This is a genomic window from Pseudomonas sp. MIL9 (assembly GCF_016887925.1).
GTDB classification, from domain to species: Bacteria; Pseudomonadota; Gammaproteobacteria; order Pseudomonadales; family Pseudomonadaceae; genus Aquipseudomonas; species Aquipseudomonas mohnii.
The window spans coordinates 15338-31337 of record NZ_JAFEHE010000016.1 but is presented as its reverse complement, the minus strand read 5'-3'; the positions used below and the strand labels follow the sequence as shown (position 1 = coordinate 31337).

General features: G+C 60.1%; 14 protein-coding genes. 1 reads left to right on the top strand and 13 read right to left on the bottom strand.

Translation table 11 applies throughout. The annotated features are described in order from the left end of the window. Window positions 1–28: 28 nt before the first annotated feature. Window positions 29–682 carry a phosphotransferase gene (locus JQF37_RS17865; protein WP_130205004.1) on the top strand — a complete coding sequence of 218 codons (654 nt, stop codon included), beginning with the start codon at window positions 29–31 and terminating at the stop codon, window positions 680–682. Between the two features lie 3 nt (window positions 683–685). Here the strand turns inward: JQF37_RS17865 and JQF37_RS17860 are convergent, their stop codons facing one another. The 13 genes from JQF37_RS17860 to JQF37_RS17800 form a co-directional block, all read right to left on the bottom strand. Next, window positions 686–2143, bottom strand: a complete 1458-nt coding sequence (locus tag JQF37_RS17860; protein ID WP_189340285.1) for a hypothetical protein — start codon at window positions 2141–2143, stop codon at window positions 686–688. Window positions 2144–2306: 163 nt separating this feature from the next. After that, window positions 2307–3212, bottom strand: coding sequence for a glycosyltransferase family 2 protein (locus JQF37_RS17855; protein ID WP_130205005.1), 906 nt, complete (start codon window positions 3210–3212; stop codon window positions 2307–2309). Then, complete coding sequence (locus tag JQF37_RS17850; protein ID WP_130205007.1) at window positions 3205–4959, bottom strand: carbamoyltransferase; 1755 nt, start codon at window positions 4957–4959, stop codon at window positions 3205–3207. The genes JQF37_RS17855 and JQF37_RS17850 overlap by 8 nt, the downstream gene beginning before the upstream one ends. 144 nt (window positions 4960–5103) lie before the next feature. Continuing rightward, window positions 5104–5439 (bottom strand): YceK/YidQ family lipoprotein, encoded by a 336-nt coding sequence (locus tag JQF37_RS17845; protein ID WP_189340292.1) that lies wholly within the window; start codon window positions 5437–5439, stop codon window positions 5104–5106. A gap of 152 nt (window positions 5440–5591) precedes the next feature. Beyond that, a complete protein-coding gene (locus JQF37_RS17840; RefSeq protein WP_130205011.1) occupies window positions 5592–7043 on the bottom strand; it encodes a lipopolysaccharide kinase InaA family protein in 1452 nt (483 codons plus the stop codon). After that, entirely contained in the window at window positions 7043–7795 is a 753-nt protein-coding gene (locus JQF37_RS17835) for a lipopolysaccharide kinase InaA family protein (protein ID WP_130205013.1), read from the bottom strand. The genes JQF37_RS17840 and JQF37_RS17835 overlap by 1 nt, the downstream gene beginning before the upstream one ends. Beyond that, entirely contained in the window at window positions 7792–8526 is a 735-nt protein-coding gene (locus JQF37_RS17830; RefSeq protein WP_130205015.1) for a lipopolysaccharide kinase InaA family protein, read from the bottom strand. The genes JQF37_RS17835 and JQF37_RS17830 overlap by 4 nt, the downstream gene beginning before the upstream one ends. Further along, entirely contained in the window at window positions 8526–9332 is an 807-nt protein-coding gene (gene rfaP, locus JQF37_RS17825; RefSeq protein WP_130205017.1) for a lipopolysaccharide core heptose(I) kinase RfaP, read from the bottom strand. Before rfaP ends, JQF37_RS17830 begins: the two co-directional genes overlap by 1 nt. Then, the gene (locus JQF37_RS17820) at window positions 9329–10453 is read right to left on the bottom strand and encodes a glycosyltransferase family 4 protein (protein WP_130205019.1); all 1125 of its coding nucleotides are present in this window, start codon (window positions 10451–10453) and stop codon (window positions 9329–9331) included. Before JQF37_RS17820 ends, rfaP begins: the two co-directional genes overlap by 4 nt. Continuing rightward, a complete protein-coding gene (gene waaC / locus JQF37_RS17815; protein WP_103403361.1) occupies window positions 10453–11514 on the bottom strand; it encodes a lipopolysaccharide heptosyltransferase I in 1062 nt (353 codons plus the stop codon). The genes JQF37_RS17820 and waaC overlap by 1 nt, the downstream gene beginning before the upstream one ends. 1 nt (window position 11515) lies before the next feature. Then, on the bottom strand, window positions 11516–12550 hold the full coding sequence (gene waaF / locus JQF37_RS17810) for a lipopolysaccharide heptosyltransferase II (protein WP_130205021.1): 1035 nt from the start codon (window positions 12548–12550) through the stop codon (window positions 11516–11518). Window positions 12551–12752: 202 nt separating this feature from the next. Further along, window positions 12753–15689, bottom strand: a complete 2937-nt coding sequence (gene glnE, locus JQF37_RS17805; RefSeq protein ID WP_130205023.1) for a bifunctional [glutamate--ammonia ligase]-adenylyl-L-tyrosine phosphorylase/[glutamate--ammonia-ligase] adenylyltransferase — start codon at window positions 15687–15689, stop codon at window positions 12753–12755. Continuing rightward, window positions 15686–16000: a hypothetical protein gene (locus JQF37_RS17800; protein ID WP_130205025.1), complete on the bottom strand. Its 315-nt coding sequence runs from the start codon at window positions 15998–16000 to the stop codon at window positions 15686–15688. The genes glnE and JQF37_RS17800 overlap by 4 nt, the downstream gene beginning before the upstream one ends.

Genomic DNA, 16000 nt, shown 5'->3' with positions numbered 1-16000 from the left:
ATAACCGCCTAATGATTGGGAGTCAGGCATGCAAGCGATTGATCACAGCACCTACGAGGCACTGCGCAAAGGTGCACACGTACTGGAAGCTGATGGTTCCGGCGACAAGGTACTCAGGCTGACTGACGGAAAGATGCTCAAACTGTTCCGTCGCAAGCGATTGCTCAGTTCGGCACTGCTCTTTCCTTATGCTCAACGCTTCGCAGACAACACTCGGGCCTTGAAGCAACGCGGCATTCTCTGCCCGACAGTTGTTGCGGTGTACCGCATCCCCAGCATTCAACGAGACTGCGTGTATTACAGCCCCCTGGAAGGCACGACAGTTCGTCAACTGCACAATAGCACCGAAGAGGCTGATGCATTGAGGTTCCAGCTCGGAGGCTTCATCGCCCAACTGCATGAAAAGGGCGTGTACTTTCGATCGCTGCACTTTGGCAATGTGGTTCTGACCCCGGAGAAAACGCTGGGCCTGATCGATATCGCTGACTTGCACTGCCAGAAACGCGCCATGAGCAACAGCAAACGCCTGCGCAACTTTGCTCACCTGCTGCGCTACAAGGAAGACCGGCAGTGGCTGCTGGGCCAAGACGCTGGCACCACCTTTCTTGAAGGCTACCGCCAGGCCCTGCCAAGCCAGCAGCAGGCTCCACTCATCAAGCGCCTGCGCCTGTTGATCGGTTAAGCCTTACCGGCCTATAACCAACACCGTGGCGCCCTTTCGATTGGCGAAATGGGCCAAGATCCGCAGATTGTGCTCCGCCAGCCATGCACTCAGCCATGGCTCGCCTTCCTTCGCATCAATGAGAAAGTACCGGTACTCCCCGGCATGCTGCGCAGACATCGCCTCCTCACGCGTCAGCAGCGGGAGAACGTAACCACGCCCAGCGTAATAGCTGATGCGCCCATCCTCAAAGTAGGCTGATTCACCAGACTCGGTATGGGCAGCCATCCAGTGTCCCGCCTCGATGTAATGGGTTTTACCGGCACCGAAGGAAAGGACGTTGGACAGCATCACCAAAAGCCCCAGCACCACCAGCGCTTTGCACCCGCGAGGAAATTGACGGGCAAAAGCCGACAAGCCCATCGCCAACACGGGCACAAACAGCAAATTCAAGAAGCTCACATAGCGCGTGTTCATGAACTGCTCCTTGATAAAGAACAGAACCAACACCACCGCGTACAGCAAGGCCGCCCAGGCAAACGGACGATAGTCACGCCAATAGGCGCTCAAAGCACCCCAATTGCGTCGCAGCACGAAAGGAACAGCAAAAGGCCCCATCAGCTTCACAAAGCTGATCGACAGGGACGCCAGAATGCCAAAGAAAATAATTCGCCCCGCTTCGTCCCGCGAGTACTTGTTGACCAGCGAATTGCCAAACTGCTCAGACAACATCTGGAATGACGCGAACACGTTACGAGGGGTGATCATCTCCAGATAGAGCATCAGGCGCGGAGCCAAAAACGCACCTGACACCAAGGCAGCGAACAACCCGATCACAGGCAAAAGAGCGAACTGCATGAACCGCGAGCGATGCGTGGGCGACCATAGATTCGGCAGCTGCCACAGACCCAGCGCAAGGAACAACAGCACCGCCTCAAGACGAAAGAAAAGTCCCGCCACAATGGCCAGGTGAATGAGCGCCGCACGCAGCCAACCGCCACGGTCCTGCCATCGAAGCGCGAGCCAGAGCGCCAGCGTGCAGAAAAACCAGAAACCGTATTCGCGGATGATGTCATTTCGAAAGCTATTGACCGCAGGCATCGCCAGGACCACCAGGCAGGCCCAACGAGCGGTATCCGGGGAGCGCCGACGAACACAATCGACCATCAATGCGCAGGTGCCGGCGAGAAACAGACCGCACCACAGATAGGCGCTCAACTCCAATGGCAAGCGCAGGACGAGGTGGGTACCGGCCAGCAAAAACGAAAACCACGGCCAGTCGAAATGCTTCCAGGCTACACTCGGCCCGTGCTCCGAAACTTGCTGGGCAATATCGATGTATAACGCGGCATCACGCCCCACCGTCGCAGTGCCCATCACCGCAATCAGGGACAACAGCAAACTGCCCCAGAACGCCAGTCGAACCGGGTATTTATCAACAATCCGGGCGACATAAGCCCCCGCTCTACCATCCCTGCCCATCACCCAACCCCTCACAACACGAGCAAAGTACGCCGTCAATCCAACGCCCGCAGAAGTAATGATGTCAGGCGATCAACCCCATCACTTCGCCCGATCATTGGCAATGCGACCAAATGAGACAAATAAAAAAAACGGTGCGCACTGTATCATCACCGCCGCCCATTCATCGAAACAGCAGACGTAAAGCCTTGCGGGTGTAGGACCAGCGAGCGAACGTTCGCCAGTCGGAGCGCAGAGCCTGAAAGTAGAATTTCCTGGCCAGCTTATATTCGCGCCGGGAGTAGCAATCGCGAAACAATGACAGGTAACGCTGCGCCAGAAACGCTTGGCGCAAGTCATGCAAGTCTTCAGGCATACGCTGACTGGAAAAAACGTCGTTGATCATTTCCGTACCCGCGGCAAGGCTTTGGGTCAGATCGTTGCGCATGCTGTCGTCATGCTTGTGAATGAGCGCCAAAGGCTGATTCAGCACACTGCAGGGGTAGCGAGCGAACACTTGGGCGAACACTGGAATGTCTTCAACGTTTCGCAAGTGTTCGGGATAATTTCCCGCGACGAAAACATCCCGATGCATCGCACAGGCGCCATTGGAAACCGATATGCTCTTGTACAGCAGATAGCCTTGCACCCGCTGCCGAGCCGTATCCGGTAAAGGCCTCACAACATGCAGGCTGCGTTTGCCATCAGCGAACACCGACCAGTGCCCACCAATGACCATCCGGCTTTGCGGGTTACTGGCGATGTGTTGAGTCAATGCAGCCAGCGCCCCGGGAGCCATCTCATCGTCTGCATCGAGAAAAATCAGATAGTGACCGCTGGTCTCCTCGATCCCGCGGTTGCGAACCGAAGACGCGCCACCGTTGGCTTTGCGCAAGGCACGAAAGCGCCCCGGGTGGTCGCGGAGAAGCTTCTCCAAGACCTGTGGCGTTTCATCGGTCGAACCATCATCGATAACCAACAAATCCGCGGCAGCCTCATCCAGCTGCGCCAGTACCGACTCCACTGCGCGTGGCAGGGTACGGGCGTAGTTGTAAGCAGGGATCACGATACTGATCAGTGTTTCAGTCAAGGCCGTACCCTTCAGCGCCCTCTTTGACCACCAGAATGTCTTCCATGATCAAGTACTGTAGATCGGAACCGAAGAACATGTTCAAGGCATCCGTCGGCGAGCAGATCATCGGTTCGCCGCGACGGTTGAGCGAGGTGTTCAGCGACACGCCGTTACCCGTCAGGACTTCCAGCGCCTTCATCATGTCGTAATAGCGCGGGTTGTATTCGCGCTTGAGCACCTGGGCACGGGAAGTGCCGTCTTCATGGACGACTTCCGGCACGCGGGTTTTCCACTCTTCAGCCACTTCGAAGGTGAAGGTCATGAACGGCGCCGGGTGATCGATCTTGATCATTTGCGGTGCCACGGTGTCGAGCATCGACGGGCAGAAAGGCCTCCAGCGCTCGCGGAACTTGATCTGGTGGTTGATGCGATCCGCCACACCAGGCACGCTCGGGCAACCGATGATCGAACGACCGCCCAAGGCACGCGGACCGAACTCCATGCGACCCTGGAACCACGCCACCGGGTTGCCATCGACCATGATTTTGGCGATCTGCTCCGGCATGTTGTCGAGCTTGCGCCATTTCGGCTTGTTCTCGTGACGGGCGCACGCGGCGATCACATCTTCGTTGCTGTACGACGGGCCGAGGTAGACGTGCTCCATCTTCTCGACCGGCACGCCACGGGCGTGGGACACATAGGCTGCGGCGCCGACTGCGGTGCCGGCATCGCCGGACGCCGGCTGCACGAACAGCTCCTTGATATCGTCGCGGGCGATGATTTTCTGGTTCAGCTTGACGTTCAGTGCGCAGCCGCCAGCGAAGGCCAGCTTGCCGGTCTGCTTGAGCACGTCACCCAGGTAGTAGTCGATCATCTGCAGCGAGATTTTTTCGAACAGCGCTTGCATGCTCGCGGCGTAGTGGATGTAAGGCTCGTCGGCGATGTCGCCTTCGCGCTTCGGACCCAGCCACTCGATCAGCTTCGGCGAGAAGTAGAAACCCTTGCCCTTCTCTTTATAGCGGCGCAGACCGATGACGTTGGCATAGTCGGTGTTGATCACCAGTTCGCCGTTTTCGAACGAGGCCAGGCGCGAGAAATCATACTTGCTGGCATCGCCGTACGGCGCCATGCCCATGACCTTGAACTCACCGTCCAGCATCTCGAAACCGAGGAACTCGGTGATCGCGCCGTACAGGCCGCCGAGGGAGTCAGGATCGAAGAACTCCTTGATCTTGTGGATCTTGCCGTTTTCACCGTAACCGAAGAAGGTCGTGGCGTATTCGCCCTTGCCATCGATCCCCAGAATCGCGGTTTTCTCTTTGAAACCGGAGCAATGGTAAGCGCTGGAAGCGTGGGCCAAGTGGTGCTCGACCGGCTCGATCTTGATTTTCTTCGGATCGAAGCCCAGCTGTTCCAGGCACCAGACGATCTTGTTGCGATAGCGCTTGTAGCGACGGTTGCCCATCAGGATCGCGTCGAGGGCGCGGTCCGGGGCGTACCAGTAACGCTTGGCGTAATGCCAGCGCGCCTTGCCGAACAGGCTGATGGGCGCGAACGGAATCGCTACCACGTCAACGTCGGAAGGCTTGATGCCGGCTTGTTCCAGGCAGAACTTCGCCGATTCGTAGGGCATGCGGTTCTTTGCATGTTTATCGCGCACAAAGCGCTCTTCTTCAGCCGCCGCGACCAGCTTGCCGTCGATGTACAAGGCTGCGGAAGGATCATGGCTAAGGGCGCCGGACAGGCCAAGAATCGTCAATGCCACAGGGGTCTAGCCTCTTTAGTCTGCATGCAGGCGCAACGCGCCTCAAAAAATAATGCGCCCTCGCAAGTGGCGAGAGACAGCTAAAGGGCGGGATTATAGCTTAAAAGCAGCGGCAAGCACTCACAGCGGTGACCGCATCACTGATTATCCGCTTGCAGGCCGCCAGTAAATGCGGACATTGCCCTCCATGCCTTGCTGGTAAATCGTGTACGGCAACACAACGGTGTCCAGTACCCCCGACAGGGCAAGGTCCAGCAGAATGAATGGAACGAGGATACCCGTGGGATCGGGCGGCGCATTCAATACACAAAAATCGTAGGCCAACCCGCTGTAGACCCGAGGAATGGACTGGCAATAGGTTTTTTGCCTTCGAAGCCCCCGAGCCGCGTCTGCATCATCCTGCAGCACCGTTGTGACGGTGCCGCAACCCACCAGCATCAGTGCGATGGCACCCCATGCAACCGCCATTTTCATTGTCAAAGTCTGCCCTCCGAGAACGTCAGGCAAACTAGCACCGTGGTAATTCTGGCCACAGTTCATGGCTTCTCAAGATCGCGTAGGACAATTCCCAGGGACTTGTCCCGATTTATTGCTGGCTGTTCAGGCCTCCTCAACTTGCTTACGAAGGCGATTCAGTCAGCGCTGATGATGTCTTTGGGCAAACGCTCATCGATGACTCGATAGAGGGCGCTGCTTTGCGGCCAGTTACGCATGAACCTCGCCCGATCCCGCGCATACGCCGGCGCGAAGCTGCCGAGCGAGCCGTGCTGACACATCGAGTCCAGGTCGATCAGCGCCCAGCGATCCTGTTGCCAGAACAGGTTGTGCCCCTTGAAATCGCCATGACTGATGCGCGCTCGAATCAATTCGGCGAACAGGTGATCCAGCGCCAACAGTTCGGCCTCTGGAGCGTCGCCATTTTCAACGTAAGGCGCAAAACGCTCGATGATGTCCGGCCCCGGCAGATACTCGGTGACCAGATAGGCACGACTGCGCAGCCAGAAAAAACGCTTCTCCAGCAACGCCAGGGGTTTGGGCGTAGCGATGCCAAGGAACGCCAGGCGATTGCCTTCGCGCCAGGAATGCCAGGCACGGCTCGGGCGCCAGAAGCGTTTGAGCCAATGGGCGAAACCCTTGATGTTATAGCGCTTGATGACCAGTGTACGACCGCCCGCCTCGACCTTACCGACGCTCGCCGCGCCGCCAGTCTTGTACAGATGGCCCTGATCGAGCAAGGCATCGGCCTGCGCCAGAACCGGCAGCATCGCCGCCTCTTCCTCGCGGCGAATGGCCTGCAAACCGAATGCGCCACGCCGGACACTGAACAGCGTGCAATCGCGACCGACCTTGATCAGGAAGTCTTTGAGGCGCCAGCTGCGGACCTTGTCGATCTGTTTCTGCAAGGCCTCCATGGGCAAGGCGTGCTCGCCGTTGCTCAGCAGGTAATAGACCAGCAACTCCTCGATGTACGGCTCCATCGACTTGGGCAACTGGGCAAAAAACACCCCGAGGTTTTCCAGGACTTTCTGGCGCGACAATGGCTGGCCAGGCGTTTCGCTGCGGATCCCGGCGCCATCGATCAAATAGAGGCGATTGCCCTGGCGCAAGAGGTTGTCCAGGTGCAAGTCTTCCTGCCAAAGGCCCTTGCGGTGCATTTGCCCGATCGCGCCCAGGGCTTCTGCGAGGACGGCTGATTGCTCATCGGCCAGCATTGGCAGGTGTTCAACCCGCTTCCAGGCATCATCGAGGCTTTCGGCGCCCTCAAGAAAATCGAACAGCAGCCAACCGCCCTCGCCATCCTTGAGGCCATCGGCCAACAACAGTGGCGTGGTCAGCCCTTGTTCGGCGAGTAAACGAACGCCAGCCAGCTCTCGCTGAAAATGTCGCGCCGCCTTGCTGCCCACCAACAGCTTGGCCAATACCGGGCGTCCGCGCCAGATACCGGCGCCCACATAACGCTGCCCCGGTAAAACCCGTAACAGGCTCAGCAACTGCAAATCGGCCGGCCCGGCGGCATCGGCCAACGAGAGGTTGAGCGGCAGGCTCGGGCTGCGGCCAGCGTTTTTCAGCTCGGACAAACGCATCAGCGTTGCTCCTTGTGGTCGCGGCGCGCGGTCAGCCGCTCTGCCCAGCTATCGACCAGCGAACTGTCCTGCGCTTGATCCAGGTACGCGGCCAACAGCTCGCGAACTTGCGCCGCACCCCACACAGACGCCCGACGCAGCAACGGCTCCAGATCCTTGATCCGGTCACGCTGACCAAACAGCAAGAGCCGGGTCTTTTCCAGGTCGATCAACTGGGCCTGATAGCCGTCACCGGTGGCGCGCAGAAATATGTGCTTGGGATAAAAACAGCCGTGCACCTGGCGCCGGCTGTGCACTAGCCGCGCCAATTGCCCGCAGGCCCGCAAGATGGCCGAATGCTGCGCCTCGCTCAGGTCCGACCAGCGCTGCAACAGCGAATCCAGGTCATCCCAGCCATCCAGCGCGCGCGTCAGCAAAATGGCCCGGACTTCGCCATCGACTTTGCGCTGACCGTAGAACACCGCTTCCAACGCCGGAATACCGAGCTTTTCGTAGCGGCTGATGTTGCGAAATTCGCGGGCAAAACTGGGCTCGCCAAAAGGTGCATGCAAAGTGCGCATCAGGTAGTTGCTCTGGCGCTTGAGGTAAAAACCATGACCTTCCAGGTTCAGTCGAAAAACGCTGCTCCAGCCGCCAGCAACGGAGTTGGGCTCGTCCACGGCATCCAACTGCCGGGTCCAGAGGGCCTCGAATGTGCCGAGACCGTGGCGCTCAAGCAGCGCACGGTCTTCAGCCGCCAGGAAATCAGTCATTCACGCCCCTCGAAAAATCTCACCACGTGCCGAATCCGTTTTTTGTCGGCCGCATTGAGCCGGGTCCGTTGACGGTATTGCAAGTAAAAGCGCAGGCGCTGGGTAGCCGACAAGTGATACTTGGCAACCTTGTCGAGACACGCCAGATCCTTGGTAATGCGGTACTTGAGCCAGAAACCGCGCCAAAAATCACCGTTGGGGCAATCGATCAGGAACAGCCTGGCCTGATCGTCGATCAGCAGGTTGCGCCATTTCAAATCGTTATGGGTAAAGCGGTGATCGTGCATGGTCCGGGTGTAGCCGGCCAACTGGCGGCTGACCGTGTCGACCCACGCCCGGTCGGCCAGTTTCAGGTCGTGCCGGCCGGCCAGCACCGACAAGTCTTCGGTATGCGGCAGCTCGCGGGTGATCATCGCCCCTCGATCGTAAGCCGCGCCGCGTCGCTCCAGGCCCCACGCGACTACCTCGGCGGTGGGAATGCCCCATTTGGCGAAGCGCTTGAGGTTCTGCCATTCCATTTTCACCCTCGGCTTGCCGAGGTAGCGGCGCAGGCCTTTGCCTGCCCCGACATAGCGTTTGACGTAATAATTGACGCCATTGCGCTGCACGCGGATGACCTCGGACAGCAGATCACGTGTCAGGCGTTCGCCCTCAAGCGCAAACACTGCCTCCAGACTGCCGAAGTCGTCTGCCAGATCGCTGTATGCCGGTTCCAGTGTCCAGCCCGACATCAGAGCGCATCCCCGTAGCGCTGTTTGCGGTCGTAGAGTTTTTTGGCCTTGCCTTCGAGCCAGGCCAGCAGCGACGCTTCTTCGGCGAGGATCCGGCGCAGTGGCTGCTGGAAGTAACCCTTGAGGAAACGCAACTTGTCGCGCCGGGTCAATCCGATATCCAGCGCCGAAAAGTACAGCGCCGCCAGATCCTTGTTGCGCCAGCGCCGGGTGATCGCCGGGCGGGTCTGGGCGCGGTGCAGATCGATCACCGAGAGCTTGAAGTCGTCTGCGGTGACCGGTTTGTCGGTGTGCAGCAGGAAGTGGCAGATGTAGCAGTCGCGATGGTTGACCCCGGCACGGTGCATCATGCCGGTCATGCGCGCCACTTCGGCGATCAGCGCACGCTTGAGCCTTGGCTCGGGCGGTTGCCTGACCCAATCGATGCTGAAATCTTCGAGGCTGACGGTCGGTGCCAGCTCTTCGGTGACGATGAACGAATGCTGATCCGCCGGGTTGCTGCCCTTTTCGCCGTAAGCCACGGCGGTCATGGTCGGCACGCCGACTTCCTGCAGGCGCTGGATGGCTTTCCACTCCTGGCCCGCGCCGAGCACCGGCAACTTGGCGGTGAGCAGGTTCTTGAAGATCTCACCCCAGCCGATGCCACGGTGAATCTTCACGAAAAACCCGTTGCCGTCCACTTCAGTGCGCAGGGTGCGGCGAGCTTCGAGCTCGCGGTACACCTCGCCCTGAAGCCCCTCGACTTCCGCGAACGGGTCGCGTCCGGCCCAGAGGCTCTTGAACGGTTCAGCCAGCATCAACTTCATTCAGCGTGCTCCGCCAGAATCACATCGGCCGCGTGCTGCGGCATGCTATAGAGGTCGGCCGTCTCGGCGAAGGCCACACCGTTGCGGCTCCAGGCCGCCCGTGCTTGAGCGTCGTTCAACATGCCCGTCAGATACTGCGTCAACTGCGCCTGCTCGAAGGGTTCGTCCAGCACCAGGCCGGCATCGGCCTCGGCAATGTAATGGGCGTAACCGCACACCGCACTCACCAGCACCGGCAACCCGGCCACCAGCGCTTCAAGCAGCACAGTGCCGGTGTTTTCGTTGTAGGCCGGGTGGATCAACACATCGGCACCCAGCAGAAAACGCGGAATATCGCTGCGACCCTTGAGGAACGTGACGTTATCGCCGAGCCCCAACGTGGCGCTCTGCATCTGGAATAACTTGGGGTCGTCCTGGCCAATTACAAACAGCCGGGTACGTTTCTTCAGATCGGCAGGCAATGCGGCCAGGGCCTTGAGGCTGCGATCCACGCCTTTGGTCTTGAATCCCGAGCCGATCTGGACCAACAGCAGCTCATCATCCTTCAAGCTGAATTCGGCGCGGAAGCCGGCGCGGATTTCGTCCGCATTCGCCGGGCGACGACGGTCCTGGGCAATGCCGGGAGGCAGCAGATGGAAACGCTTGAGCGGCGTGTCGTAATGCTTGATGAACAACGGCTGCTGCACTTCGGAAATCATCAGGATTTCGGTCCTGGAATCCCTGGCGAACACCGCGCGTTCGTACTCGGCGAAGTGACGGTACCGCCCCCAGCGCCGGTACAGCGAATTACGCAGGTTCTGCGCTTTGTCTTCGAAGCAGCCATCGGCGGCGTAGTAGACGTCCAGGCCCGGCATTTTGTTGAAGCCGATCAAGCGGTCGACCGGACGCTTGGCCAGGTCCGCCTCCATCCACGCGCTGAGTTTTTCGTTGCGCCGGTGGTTGAAGAACGCCTTGACCGGTGCGACCAGCACTTCAAAGCCCGGCGGCACGTCCCCCTCCCAGATCAGCGTGTAGACGCGAATCTGGTGGCCGCGCTTCTGGCACTCCAGGGCAATGCGCATGAAGTCACGCTGCAAGCCGCCAAAGGGGAAATATTTGTACAGGACAAATGCCAATTGCATCAGCGCAGCTCCTCAGCCAGTAACAACGTGCTCAGTCGGCTCGCGACACGCTCAGGATTCAGACGCGTGAAGCACAGCGGCCACTCGCGTTTCAGGTCGAACCGACGGGCATCTTCGGCCGTCGGTTGGTAGGTGCATTTCTTTTGCAGGCACGGCGCGCAAGGGAAGTCGCTGGCCAGGTGAATCTGCGACTTGCCATAGGCCCCGGTCAGGCCCGGATTGGTCGGGCCGAACAGCGACAGCGTCGGCACATCCAGTGCAGCGGCCAGATGACCCAGGCCGGTGTCCACTGCCACGCAGCCTTGCGCGCCGGCCAACACTTTGCCAACGCCGGCCAGATTCAGCCTGGGCAGCACTTCGACGTGCTTCATGTCTTTGGCAATGCGCTCGGCGCGGGCCTTTTCGACGGCATTGCCCCACGGCAACTTCACCCCGACACCCAGATACCCGACACGCTCGGCCAGCTCGCGCCAGTAGGCTTCGGGCCAGTGCTTGGTGTCCCAGGTGGTGCCGTGCAGAAACAGCACGTAGGGATTCTTGCGTGGCAATTCCACCAGGCGCTCGACGCTCAGACCGTAATCGCCCAGGCCCTTGGGCAGGTCGTAGCCGAGGGCGATGGCGAATAACTGACGGACCCGCTCCACCGCGTGCTGGCCACGGGCAACCGCCAGGCGCCGATCATAGAAACGCGCAGCGATCGGCTCGCGGGCCGAGCTTTTATCGAGGCCGGCCACCGGCGCCTTGACGTAACGGGTCAGCCAGGCGCTTTTCAGCAGGCCCTGGGCATCGATGACCAGATCGTATTTAGTCGCACGAACGCTTTGCTTGAAGCGCTTCCACTCCCCGCTCTTGATGGTTTGCCAGATGTTCTTGCGCCAGCGACGGATCGCCACCGGAATCACCTTGCCCACCGCCGGGTGCCAGGTCGGGATCTCGGCAAACCCCTCTTCCACCACCCAGTCGAACTTGATGCCGGGAATCGCCCGCGCAGCATCGGTCAATGCCGGTAACGCATGAATCACGTCGCCCAGCGATGAAGTCTTGATCAGCAGTACCCGCAAGCTATTGGACCTCGACCACAGTGCCCTGCAAACGCTGCAAGACTTCGTTCACCGCTTGCGGCATGAGCTGGCGCAGGCAGTTGTAATGACCGAAACGGCAGGTGCGGTCGAAGCAGGGACTGCATTCGATGCCCAGGCGCACGATCTCGACATGCTCGGCCAGCGGCGGCGTGAAACCCGGCGACGTCGAACCGTAGACCGCCACCAGGGGACGATTGAGGGCGGCGGCGACGTGCATCAGGCCGGAGTCGTTGGAGACTACCGAATCGGCGCAGGACAGCAGATCGATCGCCTCGGCCAGCGAAGTGCCACCACTGAGGTTCACCGATTCTTCGCGCAAACCGGGAATCAGGCGCGAACGAATGTCCTCGCCCACGGCGTGATCGTTTTTCGAACCGAACAGCCAGACTTGCCAGCCCTCGCGGATCTTCGCTTCGGCGACCTTGGCATAGTGCTCGGACGGCCAGCGTTTGGATTCGCCAAACTCGGCGCCGGGGCACAGCGCCAGCACCGGACGATCGAGGGCCAGACCGAACTTGGCCAGTGCCGCTTCGCGGGTCACCGGGTCGATCCGCAGGCTCGGCCGTGGGTAAGGCTTGGGCAATTCAACACCCGGCTCGTACGCCAGGGCCATGAAGCGCTCGATCATCAGCGGGTAACGTTCCTTATCCAGCGTGCGCACGTCATTGAGCAGGCCGTAACGGAACTCACCGCGCCAACCGGTGCGCTTGGGAATGCCGGCAAAGAACGGCACCAGCGCCGACTTCAGGGAATTGGGCAACAGGATCGCCTGGTCGTACGGGTCGGCCAGGGACTTCCCGATACGCCGACGCGTCGCCAGCTCCAGCGCGCCGTGACCGAGCGGAAAGCTCAAGGCCTGGCGGACTTCGGGCATGCGCTCAAGAATCGGCCGGCTCCACTCGGGGGCCAGCACGTCGATTTCGCATTGCGGGTGGCGCTGTTTGAGACACTGAAACAGTGTCTGCGCCATCACCATGTCACCGACCCAACTGGGCCCAACGATCAGAATTTTCATGTGGTTTCCAAAAACGATCCGGGGAGGCTTATGCCTCCCCGCCTCGAAAATTCTACAGAACAACGCAAATCCACTGTAGGAGCGAGCCTGCTCGCGATGGGCGTTAACGATAACGCGACAAGTCGGCACCCCGCGGCGCTCTCAAGTTCATCGCGAGCAAGCTCGCTCCCACAGGGGTATCGGGTGCATCAAATATCCCGCCTCAGCTTAGCCCCAACTCATGCCAGATTCGCATGACCTGTCGCCGTTCGTCCGCGAACTGGTCGCCGGGAATCACCCCCGGGTCCTTCTGCAAGGCCTGCCGGTGGGCGGCGGAGCGGTAAGCTTTATAGGCTTCACGCAACAGGCTGGCATCTTCGGCGGGCATCAGGCCTTCGTGCTCCAGCTCTTCCAGAATGCGGATATTGTCCGTCCAGCGCAGCAAGGGTGGATGTGTTTCAGACCACGCCAGGGCCGCGTATTGCACCATAAATTCAATATCGACGATACCTCCGGCGTCCTGCTTGAGATCGAACGGCGCCGTGGCCTCGAAGGCATTTGCCCCGGTGCCGGCGGCAGTGCTCTTGCTGCCGAGGTTGTCGCGCATCTTGGCGCGCATCTCGCTGACCTCCTGGCGCAAGGTCGGCAAATCACGCGCCTTGCCCAGGATCGACGCGCGAACCTGTTCAAACGCCCGACCAACATCCTCGCTGCCCACGAGCACCCGAGCCCGAACCAATGCCTGATGCTCCCAGGTCCAGGCCTCATTTTCCTGATAGCGGGCAAAGGCCCCCAGCGAACTCACCAGCAACCCTGCCGCACCGGACGGTCGCAGGCGCATATCCACTTCATAGAGCTGACCGGAGTTGGTCTGGGCCGTCAGCAAGTGAATGATCCGCTGCCCCAGGCGGGTAAAGAATTGCGCGCCATCGATAGGCTTCGGCCCGTCGGTTTCCGCTTGCGGATCGCCATCGTGGATGAACACCAGATCCAGGTCCGAACCATGCCCCAATTCCAGGCCGCCGACCTTTCCATAACCGACAATGATGAAGCCAGGATCGCACAGGGTCCCGTCGCTGCGCAGCGGCGTACCGTACTTAGCCACGGTCTGGCGCCAGGCCAGGGCCAGCACTTGCTCCAGAATCGCTTCGGCGAGCCAGGTCAGGTAATCACTGACTTTCATCAGCGGCAGGCTGCCGGCGATTTCCGACGCGGCAACCCGCAAGCGGTGCGCCAGCTTGAAATGACGCAAGGCCTCCATTTGCTGTTCGAGGTCGTCCTCGGGAATCCGCGTCAGGCGCTCGCGCAATTCGGCGGCCAGTTCCGGCGCCAGGGGCGGCTTGAACAGCCGGCCTTCGTTGAGCAGTTCGTCGAGCAGCAACGGGAAGCGGGTGATCTGTTCGGCGATCCACGGGCTCGCCGCGCATAAGGTCAGCAGGCGTCGCAAGGCACCGGGGTTTTCGGTCAGCAGCACCAGATACGCCGAACGGCGGGCCACGGCTTCCACCAGTGGCAGCACCCGTTCCAGCACCAGGTCCGGGTTGGCGTGCTCTACCGCTTGAGCCAGCAAGCGCGGGATAAACGCATCGAGGCGCTCGCGCCCCAGACGCTGCATGGCGCGCAACTGCGGGCTGCCACGCAGGCTGGCCAGGGCTTTCAGCGCCTTGGGCGCGTCAGTGAAACCGCCCTCCTGCAACTGGCGACAGGCCGCCTCTTCATCCTGAGCCTCTTCCCAAAGCGGCAGCCACTCACCACCGACCACCACTTCACTTTCAGCATCGTCTTCGTCGGGATCGGCGATCACCTGGGCGAAGTGCCAGGCAATGCGGCCGCGCCAGTACATCAGTTGCTCATGAAAAGCCGCCCAATCGGCGAAACCCAACATAAAGGCAATGCGCGCCTGATCCTGTTCGCCATCGGGCAGCATCTGCGTCTGGCGGTCGGCAATCGTCTGGATCGCATGTTCGGTGTATCGCAGGAATTCGTAGCCTTCACGCAGCTCGCTGATCACCGCCGGCGGCAGATAACCCTGACCTTCCAGGGTGTTCAGTACCTTTAATAGTGGACGCTGTTGCAGGCTCAAGTCGCGGCCACCGTGAATCAACTGGAAAGCCTGGGCGATGAACTCGACTTCCCGGATGCCGCCCGAGCCCAGCTTGATGTTGTCGGCCATGCCCTTGCGCCGCACTTCCTGCTGGATCAGCTGCTTCATGGTACGCAGCGCTTCGATGGCCGAAAAGTCCAGATAGCGTCGGTAAACGAAGGGGCGCAGCAGCTCTTGCAGTTGCGCACCGGCCACTTGATCGCCGGCCACCACCCGCGACTTGATCATCGCGTAGCGTTCCCAGTCGCGGCCCTGATCCTGATAGTACTGCTCCAGCGCGTTGAAACTCAGGACCAGGGCGCCCGCCGAACCGTAAGGCCGCAGGCGCATGTCGACACGGAACACAAAGCCGTCGACGGTCATCGGGTCCAGCGCCTTGATCAGGCGCTGGCCAAGACGGATGAAAAATTCCTGGTTATCCAGCGGACGTTTCACACCAACGGTTTCGCCGCCCTCGGGGTAAGCGAAAATCAGGTCGATGTCCGACGACAGATTGAGTTCCACCGCACCGAGCTTGCCCATGCCCAGGACAACCATTTGCTGCGGCTGGCCACTGCGTCGACCGGTCGGCACGCCGAACTGCTGGCAATGGCGCGCGTACAGCCACTGATAGGCCTGGTCGATACTGGCATCGGCCATGTCGGAAAGGTCGCGGCAGGTCTGCACCAGATCGGCCTGGCGGGTCAGGTCACGCCAGATAATCCGTACCTGATGACGCGCACGTTGACGGCGCAACGCGCGACCGAGCTGATCATCGGTCTCGGCGGCGCTCACCGCCGCGGCAATCTGCGCACATAACTCGCCGGGAGCAAAGCGGCGATCCAGTTCGCCGGAGCGCACCAGGTCCAGCAACATCAAAGGGTCACGAACACTCTGTTCAATCACGAAATCGCTGGCGGCGGTCACGCGGGCAAATTGCGCCCAGCGTTCAGGCGTCCAGGTGGACAGGCCATGGTCATCGTCCAAAGCACTGACGGCGGTACGGAACGACTGCTCTGCACGGGTGACAAACGGCAGCAGAATGGCGGGCAGTTCGGCGAGCGAAGGGAGGCTCATGGTCTATCCTTGATCGGCGTGTATTGGGCTGCATGTAGTGAGTCAGGCAAACACACTACCTGGAGGACTGTCGAACAAAAGTTAGAAATAGCTGAAAATTCTTTTTTCTTGGCAGCCAGCATCAAGCTTTCACCTTTTTCGGTTGGCAAAAGACCAACCTTGACGATTATTCTCACAACGCAGCCGGGGGCCACAAGCCGCTTATCTGTAGTTTTACTACTCGTATATACATTAACAAGGCTGAAATGCCGGATGATTTGTAGTAAAACTACACGCCGCCGGAACAACCTATCGGCAATCCAAGAATTCAT